The organism is Achromobacter sp. ESBL13 (assembly GCF_036668755.1).
Taxonomy (GTDB): Bacteria; Pseudomonadota; Gammaproteobacteria; order Burkholderiales; family Burkholderiaceae_B; genus Achromobacter.
This window is the reverse complement of the sequence record NZ_JAZEVT010000001.1, coordinates 788,433-805,510: the sequence shown is the minus strand read 5'-3', so window position 1 is coordinate 805,510 and position 17,078 is coordinate 788,433. Positions and strand designations below refer to the sequence as shown.

Below are 17,078 nucleotides of genomic sequence, written 5' to 3'. Positions count from 1 at the left end.
GGGTGTCTCGGTTCAGGTGGGGTTAGGCAGGCTGGGCGACTGCGCGCACAGCCACGCGATGAACAACTGCGCGGCGGCGGCGGCCGGGCCGTCCTGGCGGTACAGCGCGTGGATGCCGGCGTTGGGCAGATGGGGCTGCTCAAACAAGGGGCGCAATCGGTCGGCGCGAATATCGTCTTCAAGCAGGCACCACGGCGCCAAGGCAATGCCCAGGTCGTTCATGGCCGCCTGCATGCACAGGAATTGATGGTCGAACACGGGCCCGGGCAGCTGCGGCGGCACGTCCACCTTTGCCAGCGCGAACCAGCGGGGCCAATGGTCCATGCCGCCCGATATCTTCAAGAGCGGATGGCCGAGGCAATCGGCAGGCGCGCGCAAGCGGTTTCGCTCGATAAAACGCGGCGAGGCCACGGGCACGTGAAAGTCGTCCAGGCAATGCACGCACGCCAGATCGGAATGCGCCATGAAGCCATGCCGGATCAATACGTCGCTGCCCGTGTCGCCTCCCCGGTCCAGAAAAGGACGGGCCTGCGTCGTCAGTTGCACGTCGATGCCGGGGTGCTGCCCCTGGAAGGTGGACAGGCGCGGGATCAGCCATTTCATGGTCAGCGAGGGAGTGGCGCACACGCGCAACACGCCGCCATAGGCCGGCGCCTTGAATTTGGCCGTGGCGGCGGCGATGCGTTCCAGGCTGGCCTGCACTTCAGGGAAATACGCCTGCGCCCCGGGCAGCAACGCCACACCGCGCGCCTCGCGGGCGAACAGCGGCTGCCCCAGGTAGTCTTCAAGCACGCGTATCTGCTGGCTGACCGCGCTGTGCGTGATGCTGAGTTCATCGGCAGCGGCCGTGAAGCTGCGCAGCCGTGCCGCGGCTTCGAACACGCGCAGGGCTTTCAACGGCGGCAGGATCGGCCCCGCCATTTCAACGGGCGCCCGCCCGCACGCCCGCCGGGCGCCAGTGTGTGCTGCTCTTTCCCACGTTTACCCTTGTCGTCTAATTATTGGCGGCGCGGCAGGGCCACGCCCGTCCCGTTCTGTTCTGCCGCATTCTATGGGATACCGGCCCGGCCGACCTCTTAGAAAATCTAACGCCATGCCTTAAAAAACACTGCTGGTCGTGCCTGGACCGCGTTCCTATGATGCCGGGAACCCAAGCAGGAACTGACATGGCATCGATTACGGTAGACGGCATCGCCAAGACATTTGGCGGACAGCAAGTGTTGCGCAATTTGTCACTGCACATACCCGACGGCGCGTTCTACACGCTGTTGGGGCCCAGCGGCTGCGGCAAAACCACCTTGCTGCGCTGCATTGCGGGCTTTTATGCGCCCGATGGCGGCCGCCTGCTGTTCGACCAGGACGATGTGACGCACGTGTCCGCCCACCGCCGCGACATCGGCATGGTGTTTCAGGACTACGCGCTGTTCCCGGACAAGACCGCGTTTGACAACGTGGCGTACGGGCTGCGCGCCCGGGGCGTTGCCCGCGCCGACATCACGCGGCGCGCGAACGAAGCGCTGGACAACGTCGGCCTGCTGGCACTGGCTGACCGCTACCCCGCCCAGATGAGCGGCGGCCAGCGCCAGCGGGTAGCGCTGGCCCGCGCGCTGGTGATCCGGCCGCGCGTGCTGCTGATGGATGAACCGCTGTCCAACCTGGACGCCAAGATGCGCTTGCAGATGCGGGACGTGATCCTGGACCTGGTGCGGGAAGCGGGTATCACCACCGTATTTGTCACGCACGACCAGGAAGAGGCGCTGGCGATGTCGGACCGCATCGCCATCATGGACCACGGCAACATCGCGCAATTGGGCACGCCTGAAGACCTGTACGGCACGCCCGTCAACGCGTACGTGGCGGACTTCATCGGGTCGGCCAACGTCATTCCGGTACCCGCGCAAACCGGGTTGGCGGGGGCACCGCAAGGGCACGTGCGTTATGAACTGTGCGGGCTGGGCTTTGATGGGGTGCAAGGCAGCGCGCGGCTGGACGCCAGCGGCGTGCTGATCGCGCGCCCGGAAGAACTGGCGCTGATGGCCCCCACGCCCTACGTGCCCAATACGCTGCCCGGCAAGGTGCTGCGCCGCCAATACCTGGGCTTCAAGACGGCCTACCGCATCGCGCTGGACAACGGCACGGAGATCCGCGTCGAACTGCATGCCGGCAACATGGTGGCGCAGTTCCAGCCCGGCGAATCGGTGCAGGTGCTGATCCCCGCCGACAGCCGCGTCGTCAACGCCTGAGGACGCGCGCGCCATGAAAATCAAATGGTGGCCCTGGGGCATCCTGACCGCGATCAGCCTGGTCCTGCTTCTGTTCTTTGTGCTGTATCCGCTAGGGGTGCTGTTCGGCAACAGCATCACGGGCCAGGACGGCGGCTTCACGCTGGACGGCTTCAAGGCGTTGCTGGCCGACTCGCAATACCTGGAGGCGTTCGGCAACACCCTGCTCCTGGGCCTGGCCGTCACCACCTGCACCGTGCTGGTGGGCGTGCCGTTTGCGTACCTGGTGGCGCGCTACGACTTTCCGCTGAAGAACCTGGTCGCGATTCTGCCGGTGTTGACCATCGTGATCCCTGAGATCATCGTGGGCCAGTCCTGGCTGCTGCTGTTGGGCAATAACGGCCTGTTGACCAATCTGCTGGGCGACGTGGGTATTTCGTTGCCGTCGTTCTACGGCTGGACGGGCATGGTGTTTTCCATGACGCTCGTCTACTACACCTACATTTACCTGGGCGTGCTGGCCGCGCTGCGCGGGTTTGACGGCCAGCTTGAAGAAGCGGGCCTTAGCCTGGGCACGCCGCCGTTGCTGACGCGGCTGCGCGTACTGGTGCCGGTGCTGCTGCCCGCCGTGCTGGTGAACGCGCTGGTGGTGTTTACGTTGGTGGTGGGCAACTTTGCGTTGGCGATGCTTTTGGGCAGCCGCGTGCCGCTTTTGTCCGTCATGACGTACAACACCTTCGTCAGTGAAATGGGCGGCAGCCCCACGTTGCAAAGCGCCATGTCGGTCGTGTCGATCGCCATCGTGGCCATCGTGCTGTTCTTTCAGAAGCGCGTGGTGGAACGCAAGGTCTACACCATGACGCAGGGCCGCGCACCGGCCGCCGTGCGGGTGCGTTCCTGGACGGCGGTGCTGTATGCGAGTGGCGTCGGCCTGGTGATCCTGGTGTCGATGCTGCCGCTGATCATCGTGTTCATCGCCGCCTTCACCAAGACCAGCGGGCCCGTCATGCAATGGGGCCAATGGTCATTGGCCAGCATGCAGCGCGCGCTGCACGGGGCGCCCGAACCGATCCTGAATTCGCTGAAATTCGCTTCGATGGCCACGGTGCTCGGCGTGGCCTTCGCGGTGCTGGTCAGCTATCTGACGATCAAGAAGCGCAGTGCCTTCACGCAAGTGCTGGACTACATCGTGCTGCTGCCGCTGACGATTTCCGGCACGGTGCTGGGCATTGCGCTGGTGCAGACGTTCAACACGGGCTGGCTGGTGCTGGCCGGCACCGCCGGCATCATGGTGCTGTGCTACACGGTGCGCCGCCTGCCATTCGCGGTACGCAACGCATCGTCGGTGCTGTTCAATATTCCCGATTCCATTGAAGAAGCGTCGATCAGCCTGGGCGTGTCGCCGCTGATGACGTTTTTCAAAGTGATCCTGCCCGCCATGAAGGCGTCGATCATTTCCGCCGCGATCCTGATGTGGCTGACGACCATCTCGGAGCTGTCGGCGTCCATCGTGGCCTACAGCGGCGGCCTGGAAACCATGCCGATCGCCATCTTCCGCCAGGTTGACGGCGGCAGGCTGGGCATGGCGTCGGCCTACGGCGCGGCGCTGGTCACGGTGATCGTTCTGCCCATCATCGTGTCGGTCAAGGCATTTCGCATCAAGCTGTTCTCCGGCAAATAACCCCCTAAAGTTCGAAAGGTTACCCATGCAAATCAAGCACTTGATCCAAACCAGCCTGTTGGCCACCACCCTGGCCGCCGGCGCGGCGCACGCCCAGAACGTCGTGCTGTATTCGTCGAACAACACGGAAACCATCGAGACCGCCTTGGACGCGGTGAAAAAGAAGAGCCCCAAGCTGAACGTGCAGCCCGTCACGGGCGGCACGGGCACGATGATGAAGCGCATCGAAGCTGAATCGCAGAACCCCCGCGGCGATCTTTTCTGGAGCGGCGGTTTTGGCACGCTGGGCGCGTATCGCCAGCAGTTGCAGCCCTACCGCTCGGCCGACCTGGACAAGATTCCGGCCGAATTCCGTGGCCCGGATGACCTGTGGGTGGGCACGAACGTGCACGTGATGGTGATGATGGTCAACGAACGCCAGTTGAAGGGCCTGCCCGCGCCCGCCACCTGGTCGGACCTGATGCAGCCGCAGTGGAAGAACAAGTTCGCGATCACCGACCCGTCGAAAAGCGGCACGGCGTACATGCTGGTGTACGGGCTGTACAAGCAATTCGGTCAGCCCGGGCTGGACAAGATCGCCGCCAACGCCGTCGTTACCGCGTCGTCAGGCACGACCTACAAGGGCGTGGCGGCCGGCGAATATGCGGTCGGCATGACGCTGGAATACGCGGCGCAGGAATACGTGGCGGGCGGGCAAAAAGAGATCAAGCTGGTCTACCCGACCGAGGGCAGCTACCTGGCGCCTGAAGGCATGTTCATCATCAAGGGCGCCAAGAACCTGGATGCGGCCAAGGCGCTGTACGACGGCTTGCTCAGCAAGGAATCGCAGGAAGCGCAATTGGTGAAGAACTTTCGCCGCCCGACCCGCACTGACGTGGCCGTGGCCAGCCTGACCCCCCTGCCCGATCTGGCGTCGATCAAGATCTTCCCGGTCAGCCAGGAAGCGGCCGCCACCGATTATGAAGCGGTGGTTACGGCGTGGAACCAGGCCGTGGCGAAGGCCAAATAAGGCCAAGGCTAAGGCCGGAAACGCCCGGGCGCGTCAGTCGCCCTGGACCATCCGGCCGGCCGCCAACACCAGTTGGCGTGCACAGCGCGCGGCCAGTTGCGGGTCGTGCGTGACCAGCACCAGCGTGGTGCCGTGTTCGCGGTGCAGGTCAAACATCAGATCGATAACAGTGACGCCCGTGGCGGCGTCCAGGCTGCCGGTGGGCTCGTCGGCAAACAGCAGGTCGGGCTCCACCACGAAGGCGCGCGCCAGCGACACGCGCTGTTGCTCGCCACCCGACAGCGTGCGCGGGTAATGGTGCAAGCGCGCGCCCAGGCCCACGCGTTCCAGCATGGCCTGGGCCGGTTCGCGCGCGGGTAGGCCCGCCAGCTCCAACGGCAGCATCACGTTTTCCAGCGCCGTCAGGTTCGGCAACAGCTGGAATGACTGAAAGACAAAGCCCACATGGTTGGCCCGCAAGCGCGCGCGGCCGTCTTCGTCCAGGGCGAACAGGTCCTGTCCGGCCAGGTGCACGCTGCCCACGCTGGGAACATCCAGCCCGGCCAATAGTCCCAGCAACGTAGACTTGCCCGAGCCGGAACTTCCGGTGATCGCCACGGCGCTACCCGCCTGGACCGTAAAATCAATGCCTTCCAGGATAGAAAGCGTCCCGCCGGCATCGGCGACCCGCTTGCCCAGCCCTTTCACTTCGATCGAATTCTTGCTATCCATGCGCCTATTTTCCCTTCTGCGTCTTACGTCCGCCCTGAGTCTCGCCGCCATGGCGCTTCCCGCCCACGCTCAGACCGCCGTGGCGGCCCAGGGTTCCGCGCCTAGGGCCGTGCTGGTGGTGGGCGACAGCCTGGCCGCCGAATACGGCATCAAGCGCGGCACGGGCTGGGTACCGCTGCTGGCGGCGCGGGTTTCCGAACAATACCCTAAGTACCAGGTCGTCAATGCCAGCATCAGCGGCGACACCACCAGCGGTGGCGTGGCGCGCCTGCCGGCGCTGCTGCGTCAGCATGCGCCGGCCGTGGTGGTGCTGGAACTGGGGTCGAACGATGCGCTGCGCGGATTGTCGCTGACCATGACCGAACAAAACTTGCGCACGATGGCGCAGGCTGCCAAGCAAGCCGACGCCAAGGTCGTGATCGTGGGCATGCAGATCCCGCCCAACTACGGACGGGACTACTCGCAACGTTTCGCGCAGCTGTTTTCCACGGTCGCCAAAAACGAAAACGCCCGGCTGGTGCCATTCCTGATGGAGGGAATGGCAACAAACCGGGCGATGTTCCAGGCTGACGGCATCCACCCTAACGAGGATGCCCAGCCCCAATTGCTGGACAACGTGTGGCCGACGTTGCAGCCACTGTTGAACTAACTAATAGTCCAAGGACCGGGGCCCTTACCCGCAAGGCCCCGGGTGCTGACGGATCAGCCCGCTGCCTGCGGCTGATCGCCGCGAATGACGTCGGCGGCGCTGGGCAGCACCTGAACCTTGTATTGCTCGCGCAGCATCTTGAGCAGCGCTTCGATTTCAGCCTGGCCCAGGCCGCCCGACAGTTGCTGCGTCAGACGGTCCTTGGCGGTGGCGTCGACCGAACCGGCCTCAACCTTTTCCAGGCGCACCAGCGTGTAGTCCGCACCCGACTGCACACCGGTGTAACCCGGCAGCGGCGAGGACGGCAGGCGCATCGCGGCATCCACCACGGGCTGCGGCAAGTTCTTGGGGTCCTGGCGCGAAATCGTCACAGCGGGCGAGAAGCCTTCCGGCGCGGCGGCCGGGTTGGCCTTGTCGGCCGCCAACGCGGCTTCGCCGGCCTTCTTGGCGGCTTCGGCCGAACGCTCTTGCAGCAGACGGGCGCGGATGGAATCGCTGACCTTGTCCAACACAGGCACGTGGGCCGGTTCGATGTTGGCCACGCGCACCGCCATCATGATGGCGGGCGACAATTCGATCACACCGGAATTCTGCTTTTCACGCATCACTTCGGCCGAGAACAGCGCTTGGCGTACGCGCGGGTTGTCCAGCAGCTCGGCATCCGGGCTGTCCGCGGCGGAACCGGGGCCGGCCTTGTCGGCGGGCAGCAAGCCTTCGCGGGTAACGCCCGAGGCGGTGCGCAGCTTCAAGCCCACCGCGTCGGCGGCCGGTTGCAGGCTGTCGCGCTGGTCGTAGACCTGCTTGTTCAGCTGGCTGGCCATTTCCGAAAAGTGGACGGCGGCCAGTTGCTTGCGCACCTCACCGGTGATCTGGTCCTTGACCTCGGCCAGCGGCTTGATGGCGGCGGGCTGGATCTCGGTGACCTTGACGATGTGCAAGCCGGCCGGGCTTTCAACCACGCCGGACACCTGGTCCTTGGTTTGGCTGAAAATGGCCTTTTCCAGCGGGCCCGACAACATGCCCGGCGCCAGCCAGCCCAGGTCACCGCCCTTGGCGGCGGAACCGGCATCCTGCGAATTCTTGGTTGCCAGTTCGGCAAACTTGGCCGGATCGGCGGCGGCTTGCTTGGCCAGGTCTTCGGCCTTGGCGCGGGCAGCCTTGCGGGCATCTTCCGAGGCGCCCGGAGCCAGCTCGATCATGATGTGGCTGGCGCGGCGGCGTTCGGGCTGACCAAAGCGGTTCTTGTTTTGCTCGTAATAGGCCGTCAGGTCTTCGTCCTTGACCTGGATGCCCTGCGTGGCGGCAGCTTCGTCCAGCACCAGATATTGCACCTGGACCTGTTCGGGAATTTGCAGTTGCTGCTTGTTGGCGTCGTACCAGGCCTGGATATCGGCCGGCGTCACGGTCACTTGCGAGCGATAGTCCTCGGCGGCGAAGCGGCGCAATTGCACGGTGCGCTGCTGCGTCAGGGCCGATTCCAGCGAGGCGACCACTTCGGCGGGCGCGCGGGCCGATTGGCCCACCGGGTCCAGCACGCGGCCTACGGCCAGATCGCGACGCAGGCCGGCTTCGAACGAGGTCGGCGACATGCCCTGCGCGGCCAGTACCTGGCGATAACGCTCGGGCGAGAAGCGGCCGTTGTCCTGTACTTCGGGAATCGCGGCGATGGTGTTGCGCAGCGTTTCATCCGACACGTTGAAGCGGTTGTCCACCGCGACGTTGGCCAGCAGACGCTGATTGATCAGCTGGTTCAGCAGGCCTTCGCGCAAGGCGGGCGTGTCGGAGACGGCCGGGTCAAAGCGGGCGCCCTGACGCTGACGCATCTGCTCAAGCTGGTTGCGGTGCGCCTGGTCAAACTCGGCGCGAGAAATCGGCTGGCCAGCGACCGTCGCCAGCTCCGGCTCTTTGCGCATGAAGCTGTCATAGCCTTGAATTCCGACCAGGAAGAAGGACGGCACAATCAGAAGCAGCAGGATGAGCTGCATCCAGCGCCGATGGCTGCGAATAAATTCGAACATGGAATCCCTGTTGCCGCGCTTCGGGGGTGTCCACCCAAAGCCGCACGAAAACGCAAAAGAAAACGCAAAAAAAAGGGCGAACTTGATTCGCCCTATTCCCATACCGGTTATTACCGGATCAGCGGGCGGATTTTAGCATTTCTCACTTGCATCGGGCCTTTAGATTCTCTTCAGGTTTATCCCGGGCGGGCGCAGACGGGGCGCTTCCCACCGAAGCGTTGCACCGTCAACCCGGGAAATTCCCGTTTCCGGTCCCCGTAGCCACCCGTATCTTGGCCCGTGGGGCCGGCCGATCACCGTGCCGCGCCCCGACGCCGGCCGTTCGCCGACGCCCTTTCCTGTGCAACTTTATAAAGGGTTCCATCAATGCCGCTTACCTCTTTCCGCCAGCACGTCCTGCCCGCCTGCCTGGCTCTTGCCTTCCTGGGCGGGGCGCACGGGGCGCTGGCCGCGCCGGTGGCCGCCGTGCACGACGCCGCCAAAGCCCAGCAACAAGCCATGCTGGACACCATGCGCGACCTGGTCAACATTGAATCCGGCAGCAAGGACGTGGAAGGCGTCGAACGCATCGCGGACTTGATCCGCGACCGCCTGAAGGCGCTGGGTGGCACGGTCGAGATCATCCCCGCCACCGATGTGTTCCGACTGGACGACACGCCGGAAAAGGTTGGCCCGATGGTGCACGCCGAGTTCAAGGGCACCGGCACCAAGAAGATCATGCTGATCGCCCACATGGACACCGTCTACCGCAACGGCATGCTGAAAGACCAGCCGTTCCGCGTTGACGGCGACAAGGCCTACGGGCTGGGCATTGCCGACGACAAGCACGGCGTGGCGACGATCATCCACACCCTGACGCTGCTGCAAAAGCTGGGATTCAAAGATTTCGGCACGCTGACCGTGCTGATCAACGGCGACGAAGAGATCAGTTCGCCGGGCGCGCGCAGCACCATCACGCGGCTGGGCGCGGACCAGGACGCGGTGTTTTCCTTTGAAGGCGGCGGCACCGAACCCCGCCTGACCCTGGCCACCAGCGGCATCGGCGCGGCGTACCTGACGGTGCAAGGCAAGACCTCGCACGCGGGCGCCCGCCCTGAAGGCGGCGTCAATGCGCTGTATGAACTGGCGCACCAGTTGCTGCAACTGGACAAGCTTTCCAAGCCGGAAGATGGCCTGAAGCTGAACTGGACGGTGGCGCAGGCGGGCACCAATCGCAATGTGATCCCCGGCCAGGCCACCGCGCAGGCTGACGCGCGCGCCTTGCGCGTGTCCGACTTTGACGCCCTGGCGAAAACGCTGGAAGAACGCGTGCAGAAAAAACTGCTGCCCGAATCGAAGGTCAGCGTGAAGTTCGAGGTGCGCCGCCCGCCGCTGGAAGCCACCGATGCCTCGCGCGCGCTGGCCCAGCATGGCGTCAAGATCTACCAGGAACTGGACCTGCCGTTGAAGGTGGTGGACCGGGCCAGCGGCGGCGGCACGGACGCGGCGTTCGCGGCCTTGAAGGCGCGCGGCCCCGTTGTTGAAGGCATGGGTTTGAGCGGCTTCGGTGCGCACTCGAATGACGCGGAATACATTCAGATCAACAGCATCGTGCCGCGCCTGTACCTGGCCAGCCGGATGATCATGGATGTGTCCCAGGGCAAAGTGGCGCCCAAGTAAAAAGGGGCCACCCCGCCGCCGCACCTGGCTGGCGCCCAGCGGCGGGGTCCAGCGCCGAATCGCCCCCCAAGAAGGAGTATCCTTGCAACCCTGTCCCCAAGAACCCCAAGCATCACCAACATGACCGCAAATCTTCCCTCCTGGCCCTATTCCCGTTACATCGCCCACCGTGGCGGCGGTCGTTTGGCGCCGGAGAACACCTTGGCCGCGATGCGCGTGGGCGCCGAGCACGGTTTCACGATGTTCGAATACGACGTCAAACTGAGCCGCGACAACGTGCTGGTGCTGATGCACGACGACGACGTCGACCGCACCTCGAACGGCACCGGCCCGGCCGCCGCCAAGACCTACAGCGAACTGGCACAACTGGATTTCGGCAGCTGGCACTCGGCCGCTTACGCGGGCGAACCCCTGCCCACCTTCGCCGCCGTGGCCCGCTACACCGTGGCCAATGGCATTGCCAGCAACGTTGAAATCAAGCCGTGCCCGGGTCGCGAGGCCGAAACCGGCGCCGCCGTGGCGCTGGCCTGCAAGCAGCTGTGGCAAGGCGCAAGCACGCCCCCGCTGCTGTCTTCGTTTGCCGAAGAAGCCTTGCAAGCGGCGCTGGAAGCCGCCCCCGAACTGCCGCGCGCCCTGCTGGTGGAAAAGGTGCCCGCCGACTGGCGCGAACGCCTTGCCAAGTACCAGTGCGTGGCGCTGAACATCAACCAAAAAGACGCAACCCGCGAATTGATCGACGCCGTGCACGCCGCCGGCTATCGAATCGCGGCCTGGACCGTCAATGACCCCGAACGCGCCCGCTTGCTGCTGGACTGGGGCATCGACGGCATTTTCACCGACGAGTTGGCCGCGATCCGGCCGGCCGACTGAGGCAGAACGCCCCGTGTTCAGTTACCGCCACGCCTTTCACGCCGGCAACCACGCCGACGTGCTCAAGCACGCCATCCTGGTCCACACCCTGGACTACTTCAACAAAAAAGACGCGCCCTACTGGGTCGTGGACACCCACGCCGGCGCAGGCCTGTACAACCTGGAAAGCGACTGGGCAAACAAGACCTCGGAATTCGAGGAAGGCATTGGCCGCCTGTGGGAAGCCAAGGACCTGCCGCCGCTGCTGGCCGACTACGTCGCGCGCATTCGCGACTACAACACCAATGGCCGCTTGAAGCGCTACCCCGGCTCGCCGTGGTTGGCGCTGGACGTGATGCGCCCGTCCGACCGCCTGCGCCTGTTTGAAATGCACCCGACCGAGATCGACACGCTGGTCGTCAACCTGGAACACCAGGGCCGCACGGCGCAACGCCAGACCACGATCTATGGCGATGACGGCTTCGAAGGCGTGAAGGCCCTGCTGCCGCCGCCCACGCGGCGCGGCATGGTGCTGATCGACCCGTCGTACGAAGACAAGCACGACTATCGCCGCACGTTGATCACCGTGAAGGAATGCATCAAGCGCTTTGCCACCGGCACGATCGCCGTCTGGTATCCGCTGGTGCAGCGTCGCGAAGCCAGCGAAATGGCGCGCCACTTTGAAAACCTGAAGGTCAAGAGCTGGCTGCATGCCACGCTGACGGTCAAGAAGGCCACCATTGACGGCTATGGCCTGCATGGCAGCGGCATGTTCCTGATCAACCCGCCGTGGACGCTGCACGAAGGCCTGAAGCAAGCCATGCCCTACCTTGCCCGCGAGCTTGGCCAGGACGAACGCGCCGGCTTCACCTTGCAGTACCGCGAGAACCCGTTCCCGGTGCCGAAGAAGCAATCGGACGACTAAGACGACCCTGGTGACAGAGTCGGCTACATCGACCAGCTCATTGGCGATCAGAAAAAAAGGCCCGATCCTGATGGATCGGGCCTTTCCCGTTCAGGGGCCGCCGCCCCTGCTTCACACGGTCAAACCGTTTCTTGTTCCTGCGTTTCGCTGCACACGGATTCGCGGGCGGCAGCCAGCTTGGCGGCAGCGTCGCGCAACGCCGTGCGCAGGCCCTCTTCAATGACGGGGTGGTAGAACGGCATTTCCAGCATGCGCGCCACCGTCAATTCCTGCTGCACCGCCCAGGCCAGCAAGTGGCCAATGTGCTCGGCGCTGGGGCCGACCATTTCAGCGCCCAGGAAACGGCCCGTGGCAATGTCTGCGTAAACGTGCAGCAGGCCCTTGTTCTTGAGCATCACGCGCGAACGGCCCTGGTCGCTGAAGTCCACCTCGCCGACAACGAACGTGCCGGGAATAAGGCGGCCATAGCCCTGCCCCGCCAACGCGATCTGCGGGTCCGAGAACACCACCGCCAGCGGCGCGCGGCGCAGCCCGTTTTGCAGGTCGGGGAAGCGCGCGGCGTTCTCGCCGGCGATGCGGCCTTCGTCGGCGGCTTCGTGCAGCAACGGCGCATCGGCGTTGGCGTCACCCGCGATGAAGATGGCGGAATCGCCTGCCTGCATCGTTTCGCGGTTGAATACCGGCACGCCGTGCACGTTCAATTCCAGCGACGTGTTTTCCAGGCCCAGCCCGTCCACGTTGGCGCGGCGGCCGGTGGCGACCAGCGCGTAGTCAAAGCGTTCGATGCGTTCGGCGTTATCCAGCGTCACGTAGCGCACTTCCACTTCGTCGCCCACTCGCGTGGTCTCCAGCACCCGGGCATCCGGATCCAGATAGAACTCACGTTGGAAGATCTTCCGGGCACTTTGGCGAACTTGCGGGTCGCTGATGCCACCCAGGCTGCCGCTGACGCCGAACACGCGCACATCAACGCCCAGCCGCGCCAACGCCTGGCCCAGCTCCAGCCCGATCACGCCGGGGCCGAACACCGCCACGCGGCGCGGCAGGTCGTCCCACGCAAAGACGTCGTCGTTCACCACCAGGCGGTCGCCCAGCGCGCGGAAAGGCGGCGGAACCGACGGCCGCGAACCCGTGGCGATGACCACGCGCGAGGCATGCACTTCGGTGTGATCGTCGATCTGCAACACGGTGTCCGACACAAACCGGGCATAGCCGCGCAGCTTGTCTTCGGCAGGAATGTTCTCAACGCCGTCCAGCACAAAGCCCACGAAGCGACCGCGTTCGCGCTTGACGCGATCCATGACTTCCGCGCCGTCCACCGTGATTTCGCCGCCCACGTGCACGCCAAAGGCGTCGGTGTGCGCGGCGTTGTGGGCCGCTTCCGCAGCGGCGATCAACAGCTTGGACGGCATGCAGCCCACGCGGGCGCAGGTCGTGCCGTAGGGGCCGCCTTCGATAAGCAGGGCACGCTTGCCCGCCGCCTTCGCGGCGCGATAAGCGGCCAGACCGGCCGTGCCGGCTCCAATGATGGCGATATCGGTATGCAGAGTTTTCATGACTGTGGTTCCCCTGTTGCGGGTAGCAAGGTTTCTAAAGGCGAGTTCCGCCTTGTTGCGCATCCTCGGGACGAACACCGTCCGGCGACGCCGCTGGGGGTCGCACAAGGAATGCAGTAAGGGTGCGTAAAAAGGGAAGCTCGGGCCGGCGCGGGCAAGGCGGTCTTGCTGCTACCGCCTGCCGGCACCGGCCGGGCGCGGGGGCTGGCCCCCTGCCCGGCTGTTTGGGGCAACTGCCCCGTATGCCCTTAGGCGAAGTGCGCCTTCAGGTCTTCCAGGCCGCCAATCAGCGTGCCGTTGATGAACACTTGCGGGGCAGTGCCCTTGCCGGACACGGCGCCGATCACGCGACCACGCACCTTGTTTTCCAGCGGGATTTCGATCGGGGCGTAGCCCTTTTCGTCCAGCAGTGCCTTGGCTTCCACGCAGAACGGGCAGCCCGGCTTGGAGAACACGACGACTTGGTCGGGCTTCTTGGCCGTCGGGGCGATGTGCGCCAGCATGGTGTCGGCGTCCGACACTTCAAACGGGTCGCCTTCCTTTTCCGGTTCGATGAACATCTTTTGCACGACGCCGTCCTTGACCAGCATCGAATAGCGCCAGCTGCGCTTGCCGAAGCCCAGGTCGCTCTTGTCGACCAGCATGCCCATGCCTTCGGTGAAAGCGCCGTTGCCGTCAGGCAGCAACGTGATGTTGGCCGATTCCTGGTCCTTGGCCCATTCGTTCATGACGAAGGTATCGTTGACCGACACGCACACAATGCTGTCGACGCCGGCGTTAAAGAACGCGGGGGCCAGTTCGTTGTAGCGCGGCAAGTGGGTGGACGAGCAGGTCGGCGTGAAAGCGCCGGGAAGCGAGAAGACGACAACCGTCTTGTTCTTGAACAGATCGTCGGTCGTGACCTTCTTCCACGTGTTGTCCTCACGGACGGGGAACGTTACGTTCGGAACACGTTGGCCTTCGCGGTTTTGCAGCATTCAAATCTCTCCTTGGGTAGTGGGTAGCGGGGTTCGTTTGACCACCATGGAAAGAATGATAAATGCCGGCTATCAATTAATCAAATTTAATAAAGTAAATTGATCGATAGTTTTTTACGATCAAGGAAGGAAGATCGAAAAGCGGTTTCTATCATAACCGCCCTTCGATGGCGACGCGGTTAGACCCGGGCGGGCTCGTAGCCGGCGTCGCGGATGGCGGCTTCAACCTTGTCGGCCTGATCCGTACCGGACACCGTGACGCGGTGCGTCGGCAGGTCTACGGTTACCGTGGCGCCGGGTGCGACGTCGGTGACCGCGCCGGTGATCGTCTTGACGCAGTGGCCGCAGGTCATATCAGGGACTTGGAATTCGATGCTCATGGTGTTCTCCATAAAGTCAGGGGCAGCGCGCAGTGGTTTCGCACGCCATGATCCGCAGCTTAAACATTCCCATAATGGCAAGGTCAAGCATAAAATCCGTCTTGACCTTCCCACCATGGGAAGGATGAAACTGCAAGCTCCCGTCCACTTAGAGAACAGCCATGAGCGTTGCCAGCCCCTCCTCCACCCAGTTGGAACTTGCCATTGAAGGCATGACGTGCGCCTCGTGCGTCAAACGCGTGGAAAAGGCCCTGACCCAGGTGCCCGGCGTGGCCCAGGCGCAGGTCAACCTGGCCACCGAACGCGCACTGGTGTCGTTTGACCCCGCCGCCGCGCAACCGCAGGCCTTGGTGGATGCCGTTGTGAAGATGGGCTACGAAGCTCGGCCCATCGCCGCGCAGGACGACCATGCCGAACGCCAATCGCAAGCGCGCGATGCCGAAGCTCAGCGCCTGCAACGCGCATTCACCGTGGCGCTGGTGCTGACGTTGCCGGTCTTCCTGCTGGAAATGGGTTCGCACCTGATTCCCGCCATGCACCATTGGGTGCTGGGCACGATCGGCCAGCAAAATAGCTGGCTGATGCAGTTTGTGCTGACGACGGTCGTGCTGGTCTGGCCCGGTCGCCACTTCTTCACCAAGGGCTTCACGGCGCTGTGGCGGCGCGCGCCCGAGATGAATTCGCTGGTGGCGTTGGGTGCGGGCGCTGCCTGGGGCTATTCCGTGGTGGCTACTTTCGCGCCCGGCTGGTTGCCCGAGGCGGCACGCAACGTGTATTTCGAAGCGGCGGCGGTCATCGTCACATTGATCTTGCTGGGCCGCATGCTGGAGGCGCGCGCCAAGGGCAAGACGGGCGCGGCCATCAAGCGTTTGATCGGCTTGCAGCCGCGCACCGCGCGCGTCATGCGTGACGGGCAGGCGTTTGATGTCGAGATCGAAAAGGTCAAGAAGGGCGACGTCGTCATCGTGCGCCCGGGCGAAAAAATCCCGCTGGACGGCGACATCATCGAAGGCAATTCGTATGTGGACGAATCGATGCTGACGGGCGAGCCCGTCCCGGTCGAAAAGCAGCCCGGCATGCAAGCCACCGGCGGCACCTTGAACACGTCGGGCAGCTTTACCCTGCGCGTGACGCACACCGGCGCCGACACGATGCTGGCCCGCATTATTCGCATGGTGGAAGCCGCCCAGGGCGCGCGCCTGCCCATCCAGGCGCTGGTCGACCAGGTTACCGCGTGGTTCGTGCCGGCCGTGATGGCGGCCGCCCTGCTCACCTTCCTGACCTGGTTCTTTCTTGGCCCGACGCCCGCGCTGTCGCACGCGCTGGTCAACGCGGTGGCGGTGCTGATCATCGCCTGCCCTTGCGCGATGGGGCTGGCCACGCCCACGTCCATCATGGTGGGCACCGGGCGCGCGGCCGACATGGGCGTGCTGTTCCGCCAGGGCGACGCCTTGCAGACGCTGCGCGACGTCAACGTGGTGGCCTTCGACAAGACCGGCACGCTGACGCTGGGCAAGCCGACGCTGACCGAATTGGCGCCGGCCCCCGGTTACGACGAGCAAGACGTCCTGCAATGGGTGGCGTCGGTTCAGGCGCGTTCCGAGCACCCCATCGCGCTGGCCATTGTGGCGGCCGCCGAGACGCGCAAGATCGCGCTGCTGCCCGCCGATGGCTTTGCCGCTATCACCGGCGCAGGCGTGGAAGCTTCCGTGGCGGGCCGCAAGATGTTGGCGGGCGCGGCACGGCTGATGGCAGAACGCGGCGTGGACGTCAGCGGCTTTGGCGCGCAAGCCACCGATTGGGGCAACGAAGGCAAGACGCCTATCTACGTGGCGGTCGATGGCAAGGCCGCAGCCATGATGGCCGTGACCGACCCGATCAAGCCGTCCGCCGTATCAGCCATTGCCGCGCTGCATGCCCAGGGCTTGAAGACGGCCATGATCACCGGCGACAACCGCTACACGGCGGCCGCCGTCGCGCGTCAATTGGGCATTGACGAAGTGCGCGCCGAAGTGCTGCCGGACGGCAAGGTGCAGGCGATTGAAACGCTGCGCGAAGGCGGCCGCAAGGTGGCCTTCGTGGGTGACGGCATCAACGACGCGCCGGCCCTTGCCGCCGCCGATACCGGCATTGCCATCGGCACGGGCACCGATGTGGCCATCGAGGCCGCTTCGGTCGTGTTGATGGCCGACGACCTGCACGGCGTGCCCAACGCCATCGCGCTCAGCCGTGCCACGCTGGCCAATATCCGCCAGAACCTGTTCTGGGCCTTCGCCTACAACGCCGCCTTGATCCCGCTGGCGGCCGGTGCGTTGTACCCCGCCTTCGGCCTGTCCCTGTCGCCCATCTTTGCCGCGGGCGCAATGGCCTTGTCCAGCGTCTTCGTGCTGGGCAACGCGCTGCGCTTGAAGGCGTTCCGGCCGCGCACCGCGCACGCTTGAT

The 17,078-nt window shown here is 64.6% G+C and carries 14 protein-coding genes; 8 read left to right on the top strand and 6 right to left on the bottom strand.

Features of this window, described 5'->3' with window-relative positions; all coding sequences use genetic code 11:
* Positions 1 to 12: 12 nt before the first annotated feature.
* Positions 13 to 921: a LysR substrate-binding domain-containing protein gene (locus tag V6F88_RS03735; RefSeq protein ID WP_332608036.1), complete on the bottom strand. Its 909-nt coding sequence runs from the start codon at positions 919 to 921 to the stop codon at positions 13 to 15.
* Positions 922 to 1,166: 245 nt separating this feature from the next.
* Here V6F88_RS03735 and V6F88_RS03730 point away from each other — a divergent pair, with 245 nt between their 5' ends.
* From V6F88_RS03730 to V6F88_RS03720, 3 genes are read left to right on the top strand one after another with little or no spacing between them, the layout of a single operon-like run.
* Complete coding sequence (locus V6F88_RS03730) at positions 1,167 to 2,243, top strand: ABC transporter ATP-binding protein (RefSeq protein WP_332608035.1); 1,077 nt, start codon at positions 1,167 to 1,169, stop codon at positions 2,241 to 2,243.
* Positions 2,244 to 2,256: 13 nt separating this feature from the next.
* On the top strand, positions 2,257 to 3,903 hold the full coding sequence (locus V6F88_RS03725) for an ABC transporter permease (RefSeq protein ID WP_332608034.1): 1,647 nt from the start codon (positions 2,257 to 2,259) through the stop codon (positions 3,901 to 3,903).
* A 25-nt stretch (positions 3,904 to 3,928) separates the two neighbouring features.
* Entirely contained in the window at positions 3,929 to 4,912 is a 984-nt protein-coding gene (locus V6F88_RS03720; RefSeq protein ID WP_332608033.1) for an ABC transporter substrate-binding protein, read from the top strand.
* Between the two features lie 33 nt (positions 4,913 to 4,945).
* Here the strand turns inward: V6F88_RS03720 and V6F88_RS03715 are convergent, their stop codons facing one another.
* Positions 4,946 to 5,623, bottom strand: a complete 678-nt coding sequence (locus tag V6F88_RS03715) for an ABC transporter ATP-binding protein (protein ID WP_332608032.1) — start codon at positions 5,621 to 5,623, stop codon at positions 4,946 to 4,948.
* Between V6F88_RS03715 and V6F88_RS03710 the strand changes: the two genes are divergently transcribed.
* A complete protein-coding gene (locus V6F88_RS03710; RefSeq protein ID WP_332608031.1) occupies positions 5,622 to 6,272 on the top strand; it encodes an arylesterase in 651 nt (216 codons plus the stop codon). The two genes, V6F88_RS03715 and V6F88_RS03710, sit on opposite strands and share 2 nt — an antisense overlap.
* Before the next feature lie 53 nt (positions 6,273 to 6,325).
* Here V6F88_RS03710 and V6F88_RS03705 read toward each other — a convergent pair whose 3' ends face one another.
* Complete coding sequence (locus V6F88_RS03705) at positions 6,326 to 8,290, bottom strand: SurA N-terminal domain-containing protein (protein ID WP_332608030.1); 1,965 nt, start codon at positions 8,288 to 8,290, stop codon at positions 6,326 to 6,328.
* Positions 8,291 to 8,656: 366 nt separating this feature from the next.
* On the opposite strand from V6F88_RS03705, the gene V6F88_RS03700 reads away from it, so the two are divergent.
* The 3 genes from V6F88_RS03700 (at position 8,657) to V6F88_RS03690 (ending at position 11,723) form a co-directional block, all read left to right on the top strand.
* Positions 8,657 to 9,949 carry a M20/M25/M40 family metallo-hydrolase gene (locus tag V6F88_RS03700; protein ID WP_332608029.1) on the top strand — a complete coding sequence of 431 codons (1,293 nt, stop codon included), beginning with the start codon at positions 8,657 to 8,659 and terminating at the stop codon, positions 9,947 to 9,949.
* A gap of 120 nt (positions 9,950 to 10,069) precedes the next feature.
* Positions 10,070 to 10,819 carry a glycerophosphodiester phosphodiesterase gene (ugpQ, locus tag V6F88_RS03695; RefSeq protein ID WP_332608028.1) on the top strand — a complete coding sequence of 250 codons (750 nt, stop codon included), beginning with the start codon at positions 10,070 to 10,072 and terminating at the stop codon, positions 10,817 to 10,819.
* A 13-nt stretch (positions 10,820 to 10,832) separates the two neighbouring features.
* On the top strand, positions 10,833 to 11,723 hold the full coding sequence (locus V6F88_RS03690; RefSeq protein WP_046804976.1) for a 23S rRNA (adenine(2030)-N(6))-methyltransferase RlmJ: 891 nt from the start codon (positions 10,833 to 10,835) through the stop codon (positions 11,721 to 11,723).
* A 119-nt stretch (positions 11,724 to 11,842) separates the two neighbouring features.
* Here the strand turns inward: V6F88_RS03690 and V6F88_RS03685 are convergent, their stop codons facing one another.
* The 3 genes from V6F88_RS03685 to V6F88_RS03675 form a co-directional block, all read right to left on the bottom strand.
* Positions 11,843 to 13,279, bottom strand: coding sequence for a dihydrolipoyl dehydrogenase (locus tag V6F88_RS03685; RefSeq protein WP_332608027.1), 1,437 nt, complete (start codon positions 13,277 to 13,279; stop codon positions 11,843 to 11,845).
* Between the two features lie 248 nt (positions 13,280 to 13,527).
* Positions 13,528 to 14,256, bottom strand: a complete 729-nt coding sequence (locus V6F88_RS03680) for a glutathione peroxidase (protein ID WP_050730296.1) — start codon at positions 14,254 to 14,256, stop codon at positions 13,528 to 13,530.
* Positions 14,257 to 14,435: 179 nt separating this feature from the next.
* Positions 14,436 to 14,636 carry a heavy-metal-associated domain-containing protein gene (locus V6F88_RS03675; RefSeq protein ID WP_332608026.1) on the bottom strand — a complete coding sequence of 67 codons (201 nt, stop codon included), beginning with the start codon at positions 14,634 to 14,636 and terminating at the stop codon, positions 14,436 to 14,438.
* 161 nt (positions 14,637 to 14,797) lie between these two features.
* On the opposite strand from V6F88_RS03675, the gene V6F88_RS03670 reads away from it, so the two are divergent.
* Positions 14,798 to 17,077 (top strand): heavy metal translocating P-type ATPase, encoded by a 2,280-nt coding sequence (locus tag V6F88_RS03670; RefSeq protein WP_332608025.1) that lies wholly within the window; start codon positions 14,798 to 14,800, stop codon positions 17,075 to 17,077.
* Position 17,078: the final 1 nt, after the last annotated feature.